Source organism: Emticicia sp. (genome assembly GCF_049241225.1).
Lineage (GTDB): Bacteria > Bacteroidota > Bacteroidia > Cytophagales > Spirosomataceae > Emticicia.
In genome coordinates this window covers 1-9,691 of sequence record NZ_JBMLRC010000087.1, presented here as the reverse complement: position 1 = coordinate 9,691, position 9,691 = coordinate 1, and the positions used below count along the sequence as shown (strand labels likewise).

8 protein-coding genes are annotated in these 9,691 nt (G+C 38.9%); 3 read left to right on the top strand and 5 right to left on the bottom strand.

The genetic code is table 11. From position 1 onward, the window contains the following. A partial coding sequence (locus tag ACOVO2_RS05295) for a cytochrome c biogenesis protein CcdA (protein WP_421768961.1) occupies positions 1 to 503 on the bottom strand: 503 nt, incomplete at its 3' end. Between the two features lie 139 nt (positions 504 to 642). Then, entirely contained in the window at positions 643 to 1,236 is a 594-nt protein-coding gene (locus ACOVO2_RS05290) for a HupE/UreJ family protein (RefSeq protein ID WP_421768960.1), read from the bottom strand. Between the two features lie 120 nt (positions 1,237 to 1,356). Here ACOVO2_RS05290 and ACOVO2_RS05285 point away from each other — a divergent pair, with 120 nt between their 5' ends. Next, positions 1,357 to 2,472, top strand: a complete 1,116-nt coding sequence (locus tag ACOVO2_RS05285; protein ID WP_421768959.1) for an alkane 1-monooxygenase — start codon at positions 1,357 to 1,359, stop codon at positions 2,470 to 2,472. 71 nt (positions 2,473 to 2,543) lie between these two features. Here ACOVO2_RS05285 and prfB read toward each other — a convergent pair. Both prfB and ACOVO2_RS05275 read right to left on the bottom strand, forming a co-directional pair. Further along, a protein-coding gene (gene prfB, locus ACOVO2_RS05280; protein ID WP_188767170.1) for a peptide chain release factor 2 occupies positions 2,544 to 3,618 on the bottom strand; the annotation gives its coding sequence in 2 pieces (ribosomal slippage) (positions 2,544 to 3,557 and positions 3,559 to 3,618; 1,074 coding nt in all). A 187-nt stretch (positions 3,619 to 3,805) separates the two neighbouring features. After that, positions 3,806 to 4,513 (bottom strand): hypothetical protein, encoded by a 708-nt coding sequence (locus tag ACOVO2_RS05275; protein ID WP_421768958.1) that lies wholly within the window; start codon positions 4,511 to 4,513, stop codon positions 3,806 to 3,808. 410 nt (positions 4,514 to 4,923) lie between these two features. Here ACOVO2_RS05275 and rpsL point away from each other — a divergent pair, with 410 nt between their 5' ends. Both rpsL and rpsG read left to right on the top strand, forming a co-directional pair. Further along, positions 4,924 to 5,334, top strand: coding sequence for a 30S ribosomal protein S12 (gene rpsL / locus ACOVO2_RS05270; RefSeq protein ID WP_015028867.1), 411 nt, complete (start codon positions 4,924 to 4,926; stop codon positions 5,332 to 5,334). 146 nt (positions 5,335 to 5,480) lie between these two features. After that, entirely contained in the window at positions 5,481 to 5,948 is a 468-nt protein-coding gene (gene rpsG / locus ACOVO2_RS05265) for a 30S ribosomal protein S7 (protein WP_188767177.1), read from the top strand. A gap of 373 nt (positions 5,949 to 6,321) precedes the next feature. On the opposite strand, the gene ACOVO2_RS05260 is transcribed toward rpsG, so the two are convergent. Beyond that, positions 6,322 to 9,513 carry a WD40/YVTN/BNR-like repeat-containing protein gene (locus ACOVO2_RS05260; RefSeq protein WP_421768957.1) on the bottom strand — a complete coding sequence of 1,064 codons (3,192 nt, stop codon included), beginning with the start codon at positions 9,511 to 9,513 and terminating at the stop codon, positions 6,322 to 6,324. Positions 9,514 to 9,691: the final 178 nt, after the last annotated feature.

The window sequence follows — 9,691 nt, the reverse complement described above, 5'->3', positions numbered from 1 at the left end:
CCGAAAGCCAACATTCCCCAAAGTGGTCGCCAAACCTCGCCTTTTGCCGCCATAATCAATAATGAGCCAACAAACGGTGCCGTACAAGAAAACGATACCACAACGAGTGTAAGAGCCATGAAGAAAATACCGACAAGTCCGCCTTTTTCTGACATTCTATCAATATTATTAACAACATTGTGCGGCAAAACGATTTCGAAAGCTCCCAAAAGGGAAATTCCAAAAATGATGAAAATGACAAAAAATATAAGATTTGGAATCCAGTGAGTACTTATGAAGTTGAGAAATGGAGCTCCGAAAACTGTTGCTACTAAACCTATCAGTCCGAAAACAAACATGATAGAAAGTCCGTAAAAAGTAGCTTTACGAGTTCCTTGCGATTGTTTCGTAAAGAAACTAACCGTCATAGGCATAATTGGATAAATACAAGGCATAAAAATTGACGCAAAACCCGCCAAAAATGCCGTTAAGAGAAAACCGAGAAGTGATGTACTTTCTTGCATGAGCAATAAAAAATAGTGATTACGTTATTTATAACACAAAATCTGTGCAAAAGTGCTGATGAACAATTAAGAATGTAGAATTAAGAATATAAGTACCTGATAATAAACACCTTAAAAGGCTATCAAATTTATTTCTCCTTTAAAAATACCATTTTTCGGTCATTAATTTGAAGGCTACCCCAGCCACAAAAGCAGATAAAATAAGGTTCCAAGAGTGTTTTTTCATCTTGAATCCATCTAAAACCAAAAATGAAAGTGTAATAGCTACCGCCACAATGAGCAACTGACCAAATTCAAGGCCGATATTAAAAGCTAATAATTGCACAACAATATTTTCATTTTTTCCGAGAAGACTTTTTAGATAATTAGAAAAACCCATGCCGTGAATAAGACCAAACATCATGGCGAAAAAATAACGCACCCTCGAAAATTCTTCGGGGTCAAGAACGCTTTCTGTGCTTCTGTGAAAGAAATTCGAAATACAAGTAAGTATAATCGTAATGGGAATCAAGAACTCAATTAAATCGGTGCTGTAATCGATAAGTTCGAGAGCAGCCAACGCCAGCGTAATCGAATGCCCAATCGTAAAAGCCGTAACAAGATATAATATTTTTTTCCAGTCAGTGATTCTATAAATTGCACAAAGAGCCACTACAAACAAAATGTGGTCGTAGCCGTTTATATCGGTAATATGTTGATAACCAAGCTGTAAATAAATAAAAAACTCGCTCATGATAGGGTTAGGTCATTATTTGAATCAACTCAAAAAGCAATTATTTTTAATAGGATTTATCCAACAAAATTATAAGATTTGTATTGATTGACTAAATTTACAACGAAAAATCAGTAAACCATGAGCATCAGAAAAAAAATCGGTTTTGCATGGGGCTACTCGTTTATCGCCTTCTTTCTTTTGGGCTACTATTATATCAGTCCAAATTGGACATTTTTCGTGTTTATTTACGCCTACGGTTTAATTCCTATTTTGGATGAAATCGTAAGTCGAGACTCCCAAAACGCCAGCACCGAAGAATACGAAAAACTTCTCAATGACCGCTATTTTGATGTTTTGGTCTATTCTCACGTTTATATTCAATATTTTATGCTTTTGTGGGGGTGTTATGTGCTTACGCACGATAGCCTCACTTGGTATCAGATTTTCGGCCTAATGCTTAGCCAAGGTGTTTATGCTTCTACCATTATCAACGTTGCTCACGAATTAGGCCACCGTAAAAGTGCAATTGCCCAATTTCATGCCCGTGCCGCCTTGATTTCGGTTTGCTACATGCACTTCTTTGTTGAGCATAATCGTGGGCATCACACGCACGTAGCAACGCCCCTCGACCCCGCAACCGCTCGCAAAAACCAAACCGTTTTTGCTTTTTGGGGGCAAAGTATTATCGGGGGTTTCAGAAGTGCGTGGAATATTGAGAAAAAACTTCTTCAAAAAGAAAATAAACCGATTTGGGGCATTAATAATGAAATGATTTGGGCGGTGATATTGCCTATTCTTCTTTGCTATGTACTTACAGTTTCGTTTAGCGACTCTATGAAAGAAACGGCATGGATTGTACCATCGTTTTTTGCAGTGCAAAGCATGATTGCGATTTTATCTTTGGAATGTGTGAATTATATTGAGCATTACGGAATTTTGCGGAAACAACTCGAAAATGGACGCTACGAAAAAGTAAATCCACTTCATTCGTGGAATGCTAATCATTTTTATAGCAATCTGCTGCTTTTTCATCTGCAACGGCACTCTGACCATCATGCTTATGCAGCACGGCCATACCAAGTCCTTCGGCATTTCGACGAAAGTCCTCAACTACCTTTTGGCTATACCATGATGATTTTGATGTCGCTCGTGCCACCGATTTGGTTTAGGGTAATGAATAAACGCTTAGAAGAATGGCAAAAAAACAGCGTTGATACCGAGCATATTATGAAAGTAGTAAAGCAATTTGCTTAAAAACGAGAGCTTATCATTTGAACGTCGGCATGGCTTCGAGCCATGCCGACGTAGGTCTGAACCACTAAATATTAATTCGCCATCAAATAACCTTTGATGAAATCATCAATATCGCCATTTAAAACAGCTTCAGTGTTTGATGTCTGAATATTAGTTCGGTGGTCTTTCACTCGACGGTCATCTAATACATAACTACGAATCTGTGAACCCCACTCGATTTTCATCTTTCCAGCTTCAGTTTCGGCTCTTGCCGCATTACGTTTGTCAACTTCTAATTGATAAAGTTTCGAGCGAAGCATCTGCATGGCACGTTCTTTATTACCGAGCTGACTACGTTCAACCTGACAAACTACTACAATACCCGTTGGCTTGTGCGTGAGTTGTACTTTCGTTTCAACTTTATTGACGTTTTGTCCACCAGCACCACCCGAGCGAGAAGTCTGGATTTCGATATCCGCATCACGAATTTCAATCGTAATCGTATCATCAACTAATGGCGATACAAAAACCGACGAAAACGATGTATGACGACGAGCATTTGAGTCAAACGGCGACACTCGAACCAAACGATGTACTCCGTTTTCTGACTTTAAGAAACCATAAGCCATTGGTCCATCAATTTGTAACGAAACCGATTTTACCCCAGCCGTATCACCATCTTGATAATCAAGCTCTGATACTTTATAGCCTTTTTTATTGGCCCACATCATATACATACGCATGAGCATACTTGTCCAGTCTTGGCTTTCTGTTCCACCTGCTCCTGCATTTATCTCCAAAATGGCACTCATTTGGTCTTCTTCGTTCGAGAGCATTCGTTTCAACTCTAGCTCTTCGAGTATCGTTTCTACCTTTTTACCCTCTTCGTCAACTTCTTCTTCGGTTACTTCGCCTCCTTCATAAAACTCATAAAGTGTTTCGAGGTCGCCGATGGCTGCATTGGCATTTTCGTAGCCAACAGTCCAACCTTTAAGCATACGTACTTGTTTCATTACGTTTTCTGCTTTGGCAGCATCAGTCCAAAATTCGGGTTGAGCAGTTTGTTGCTCTAAATCTTCGAGTTGTTCTTTCTTGCTATCGTAGTCAAAGATACCCCCTCAAGGCCGCTAATCTGGCCTTTAACTCCTTCAATTGTTCGGTAGTCATATTATTTGTGAATGAATGATTTTGAATAATGAGAAACGAGTATTTCTCAAATGAGGTGCAAAATTACTGATAATTGCTTAGAAAACAGCGGGTTAGCGAAAGAAATGCGGATGTTTATTGAGAAGTTGGGTTGTAGAAAAAAACACTTTCGTCGAATCAAAGTAAGACGAAAGTGTTTTTACATAATTTACAAAGAAGCTTTTTCCCTAATCGAAACGCTTATTTTATCATAATGTAAGACAGTCAAGCCTTCAAAACCCGAATCGGTACCTATACAAAGCCAAATCTCGCCTTTTTCGTTTGGTTTTACCGTTACCAATTTACTTGTGTTATTGCGATTTACCACCTTAAAACCAGGCTCCGAAAGACCATTTGAGGCATCACCGATTGTTACAAGCTCTTTTCCTCCTTCCAATTGATTACCTTTGTCAAGATTGAACTTATAAAAATCGCCTTCTAAATACTTAGCTGGTTCTTTTGACGAAGCACCCGCTTTTACATACACCGAGCTTCCTGGCGAACCACCAATTCCGATACTATTGGCATGAAAGTATGTACCGAGTTCAATATCAAAGAAAACTTCATACGTTTTTTTACTGTCCAAACCGCTGATTTTTTTCTTGACATACATAAACATATCATCGCTACGATTATGGCTCTGCACTCGCAAACCTTTTTTGGTTGAATCTGAAGGCATTTTTGCGACAGCATACTTAAATTCTATCATACTGCTATCCATCGAAGTATTGTATTCGGCCAAATCTACGCTCCAGCCATCAAAACCATTCTCGAAACTCGAAACCACGCTCACGTTGTTGCTAACTTCGCTTTTATCACACGCCCACGCAAACACCATTGCCAAAGCAACACAACTATATAACATCCACTTTTTCATACTTTATTGTTTTTAAAATTTGTTTTTATGTTGATTAATTTTCTGACCGGTCGTAAAAAGAGATTCAGACTTTGAAGAATTGGTTGGAAGAAGAAATGATAAAAAACCATTGTAGAAACCCAGAAGAAACAAAATATTGAACCTAAAAAACTGACTATCAGCCTCCTAATAACTGCTTTTATTAGTATTTTTTATCGAAAATAATATAAGATTTTCTCAGATATAGCTTTGTGATAAAACTGTCTTAGCCTATAAAATCCTATATAATAGCTTCAATTTTCAGCTTTTACAAACAAAAAACCAATAAATCAAGAATATCTCTAATAAAAGTTTTTCTTTTTAGAATAAAACCTGTACCTTTGCAGCCCTAATTGGAAATTAGTATCTAACGAAAACAATTTTTTAACAAAATGCCTACTATACAACAGTTAGTAAGAAACGGCAGAGAGCAAATGACTTGGAAATCTAAGTCTCCGGCGTTGGATTCATGTCCACAACGTCGTGGCGTTTGTACTCGTGTTTACACTACGACTCCAAAGAAGCCAAACTCAGCACTTCGTAAAGTTGCTCGTGTTCGCTTAACAAATCAAAAAGAAGTAAATGCCTACATCCCAGGTGAAGGACACAACTTGCAAGAGCACTCAATCGTATTGATTCGTGGTGGTCGTGTAAAAGACCTTCCAGGGGTACGTTACCACATCGTTCGTGGAGCGTTGGATACTGCCGGTGTAAACAACCGTAAGCAGAGCCGTTCTAAATATGGTGCTAAACGTCCTAAACCAGGTCAAGTAGCAGCTCCAGTTAAAGGAAAGAAAAAATAATTTCCTGAAAAGTAATTTCCAGTTGAAAGTTTTCGGTTAGAAGATTAACGTTTAGTTTTTCAATAATACAGCTTAACAACAGGGTAGTAATCTCGGAGCAATCGGAGGTGAATTAGTTTTCAAGAACGAAACCTTATTTAAACAAAATGAGAAAGTCAAAACCAAAAAAGCGTTACGTGCTTCCTGACCCAAAGTTCAGAGACGTAACTGTAACAAAATTTGTAAATAACTTGATGTATGACGGTAAGAAAAGTACTGCATACACAATTTTCTACGGTGCTTTAGAATTAGTTGAAGCTCGTACAAAAGAAAATGGCCTTGAGTTGTGGAAAAAAGCGTTATCTAACGTAATGCCAACAGTAGAGGTAAAAAGCCGCCGTGTAGGTGGTGCTACATTCCAAGTTCCGATGGAAGTACGTGCTGACCGTAAGCAATCAGTAGGTATGAAATGGTTAATTGGATATTCACGTAAGCGTGGTGAAAAAACCATGACTGAGCGTTTGGCTGGCGAAATCATCGCTGCGGCTAAAGGTGAAGGTGCGGCAGTGAAGAAAAAAGATGATACGCACAGAATGGCAGAAGCTAACAAAGCATTCTCGCACTTCAGATTCTAATTTATTAGAAGCATCAATATATAAAAAGCCGCAAATGCTGAAAAGTATTTGCGGCTTTTTTGTGTTTGTTATGTTTGGGAGGCTATCAAAATAGGAGTTTTTTACCCAGTAATAAGTATTTTTAATGACTCATTATGGCTTCAATTCATTGCCGTCTGCTTTAGCTGACGGATTGCTGCAAATAAACAAAACAACTTTGACTTCAGTCAAAATCAATGGTTTGACTAAAGTCAAATTTGATTGCCTATAAGTATCCGTCAGCTAAAGCAGACGGCAATGAATATTTTTTGGGTAATTATTTATTTTCGGCAAAAACAACGACGGCAAGGTTTTGAACCTTGCCGTCGTTAAATAAAATTTATCAAGATGAAGATTATCGAATCATTTCATAGTCTTTAAACATATTCAACTTCATTGATTCTACTTTCTTTCTGAAATCGAGCCAGTTGTTGGCAAAGAATGTATTTATTTTAGTGATTGATTCTTTCGTCAAACCATCAAATTGCTCTAGAATGATTGATTCAGTTTTTGATGGCGAAGACTGGCGATTGCCCAAATACATCATTAACTCTTGAGCTTTTGTTAAAGCAGTCACTCTGTATGGGCGTCCATAACCTTGTTTTTCGAGTGGTTTTGCCACAATTAGCTCTCTTTTCGCTTTGATTGTATCTTGAACAGCTTTTATTTGCTTTCTGAAATCTTCTATTTCTTTACCTTCACTATCTTTTATTTGGTTCAACAGTTTTTCGGTAATATCATTGGCTTCGGTGAGGCGGTCGGTTGCTTCGGTGAGTTTAGCTACATTCACTTTCAGGCGTTCGTAAATATCTCGTTTGGCCACTTCAGCACTGCGGTCGAAATTGTATCTTGGGTCTGGTTTTACGTTTATGTAGGTCGAATCTTTTTGGTCGCCAAAACTTAATACTACTTTATATTTACCTGGCAAAACATTGATTCCACTTGGTTCGGCAGCTCCTTTTTTGGGTTTTTGAGCATTTGGATAACGAATGCCCTTTTCGGTCAAATTCCACGTGATGCGTTGCATTCCCGAAGTATCAGGCACACTAAATATTGTACGAATCTGTTTACCTACTTCATCATAGATTTTTGCATAAACTGTATCGTATTTGATACTTGGTACTTTTGGAGTCGAAACATCTTTTTTATCTTCGGGCTTTTTCTCTTCTTTTTTCGGAACATTCACAAAATAGCTAATTCTTGCACCTGCTGCACGATTTTCACCTTCATACATTCCATCACCGATTGTGTTGTAGCCAATTTGTGTCGAAAATTCTACCAAATAAGCATCAGGAGAATCAAAAGCTACGAGTTTTTGGTCTAAAACCTTCGTAGATGCCTGTGCAACTTTACGAAGTGGGCGAATATCATCTAAAACATATAAAGCACGCCCAAAAGTACCTACTACCAAATCAGCTTCACGCTCTTGAATTGTCAAATCCATTGTAGAAACCGATGGTAGACCTGCTTTCCACTGTGTCCAAGTTTTTGCATCATCAACACTTACCCAAAGGCCGTGCTCGGTACCACAAAACATTAAATTTGGTGTTGTTGGGTCTTGCAAGAAACAAAGAGCATAGCCACGTACTTTGTTTTCATCAACGATACGCTCCCAGTTTTGACCAAAATCTTTCGTGCGGAAAACATACGGAGCAAAATCTCCTTGACGATAATTATTAACAGTCACGAAAGCCTCACCAGCATTATATCTTGATGCTTGAATCTGACAAATCCATCCTTCTTTCGGAAAATTTCTGATTTTTGAAGTAAGATTCGACCAGTTTTTGCCAAAATCTCTCGTTAACTGCACATTTCCATCATCAGTTCCTGCCCAAAGTACGCCTCTTTCTTTTTGAGACGGAGCAAGCGTAAGAATTGTATTATGGTTTTCGGCTGAGGTAATATCAAGCGAAAGTCCACCGCTTTGGTCTTGTTTTTGTTGTTCTGGATTATTGATTGTCAAATCGGGCGAAATAATATCCCAAGTCAAACCTTTATTTTGGCTTTTATGCACAAACTGACTTCCGTAGTAAATCGTCCCTTTTTCAAATGGGTCTTGAGCAATGGCAGCATTCCAATTGAAACGCAAACGAGTTTTAATATCCACTTGTGGCGGACGAATCATTGTCGATTGCCCAGTTTTGGTATCATATCTGCCCAAAAATCCACCTTGCGACATGGCATAGCCATAACGAGCATCTTCGGGGTCAGGCACAACATCGAAGCCATCACCACCATTGACCGAAAGCCAACTATAATTTCTGATTCCTCCCTCTTTCCAAATATAAGCTGGGCCTTGCCACGAGCCATTATCTTGCAAGCCACCATAAATATTATACGGAATTTCGTTATCAACATTTACGTGATAGAATTGTCCTAAAGGCAGAGCTTCGGCAAAAGTCCATGTTTTACCTCTGTCTCTCGAAATCGAAACGCCGCCATCGTTTCCGTTAATGATAAAATTATTGTCTTCGGGATGAATCCAGATAGCGTGGTGGTCGGCGTGAGCTTGGTCGAAAGTAGCGGTTGTTTTGAATGATTTTCCGCCATCTTCACTCACCGAAATTACTTGATAAAGACTATAAAGTCGATTTTCGTTCTTTGGGTCGCACAAAATATCATTGAAATAAAACGGGCGATTTGTTACATCTTTTGGGTCTTCGTTTACTTTTTCCCATTTCATACCACCATCATCAGAGCGATAAAGTCCGTTTTTGGTCGCTTCAATCAAAGCATATACTCGATTTGGGTATGAGCGACAACTCGCTAAACCAATTCGACCGTAATCACCTTCGGGCAAACCATCAGTTTTAGAGAGTTTCTTCCAGTTTTTTCCTGCATCGTAAGTTACATAAAGCCCCGAACCTTCACCGCCTGATTTGAAATCCCATGCGGTGCGTTTGTGTTGCCACATGGCCACAAAGAGCTTATTTGGATTTTTGGCATCCATAATCATATCGGCCACGCCCGATTTTTCGTTCGTAAACAATACTCTTTGCCAAGTTTCACCACCATCGGTTGTTTTATAAACGCCTCTTTCTTGTTGTTCGGCATAAGGGTTTCCGATAACACCTGCATAAATTACATTCGGATTCGTAGGGTCAATCAGAATACGATGAATATTGCGAGTTTTTTCAAGCCCCATCAATTTCCACGTTTTACCACCATCGAGCGATTTGTAGATTCCTGCTCCTAAATTAATTGAGTTTCGAGGATTTCCTTCACCAGTTCCTACCCAAACCACCGAAGGATTTGATTGTTGAATGGCTATCGAACCAATGTTTTGCAATGGCATATCATCAAAAATAGGCTGCCATTTTGTGCCACCGTTTTCGCTTTTCCAAACGCCACCCGATGCAGAAGCAGCATAAATGATATTAGGGTTTTCCCAAACGGCATCAACAGCAGTGATTCGACCCGACATTACGGCTGGGCCAATGCTGCGGGCCTTCATTTTCTTGAATAAATCGGTGTTGAGTTTTTGGGCAAAAGCTGCCGTAGAGAGCAAAGTGATTAGGAAAAAACTCAGAAAGTAGTTTTTTTTCATGTTTGTCGAAGGGTTTTTAAGTGTATTGAAAAGGTAAAATAAACTTCAAATGTCAGAAAATGCAAAAATTGAGATGAAAATGTACTTCTTGGTGTTCAAAGGCTGTTTTTTCACCACGGAGGCACGGATTACAAGATTATCACGGAAAAAATCTGTGTTAATTTGTGTAATCGCAGCG